This window comes from Achromobacter sp. GbtcB20 (genome assembly GCF_019091095.1).
Lineage (GTDB): Bacteria > Pseudomonadota > Gammaproteobacteria > Burkholderiales > Burkholderiaceae_B > Achromobacter > Achromobacter mucicolens.
In genome coordinates this window covers 1-301 of the sequence record NZ_JAGXJZ010000431.1, presented here as the reverse complement: position 1 = coordinate 301, position 301 = coordinate 1, and the positions used below count along the sequence as shown (strand labels likewise).

General features: G+C 70.4%; 1 protein-coding gene. It reads left to right on the top strand.

The window, feature by feature from the left end; all coding sequences use genetic code 11:
- Positions 1 to 301, top strand: a 301-nt coding sequence (locus tag KVT32_RS29640; protein WP_217619378.1) for a type VI secretion system baseplate subunit TssF, incomplete at both ends; no start/stop codon positions are given.

The window sequence follows — 301 nt, the reverse complement described above, 5'->3', positions numbered from 1 at the left end:
CTGCACCTCACCCTGCACAGCACCGGCGGCGGCGCCGCGCCGATCCGGCCCCTGCCCGCGCTGCGCGTCTTCATCGGCGGCGAGCCCTCGTTCTGCGCGGCGCTGCGCGATGCGCTGGTCATGCGCGGGCTGTGCGCCTGGGCCGAGGCCGACCACAACGGGCGCTGGGTGGCGCTGTCTTCCATTCCGGTGAAGGCCGCCGGCTTCGAGGAGGACGAGGCGCTGATCGATTTCCCGGCCCGCTCGCATGCGGCCTACCGCCTGCTGACCGAATACTTCTGCTTCCCCGAGAAATTCAATT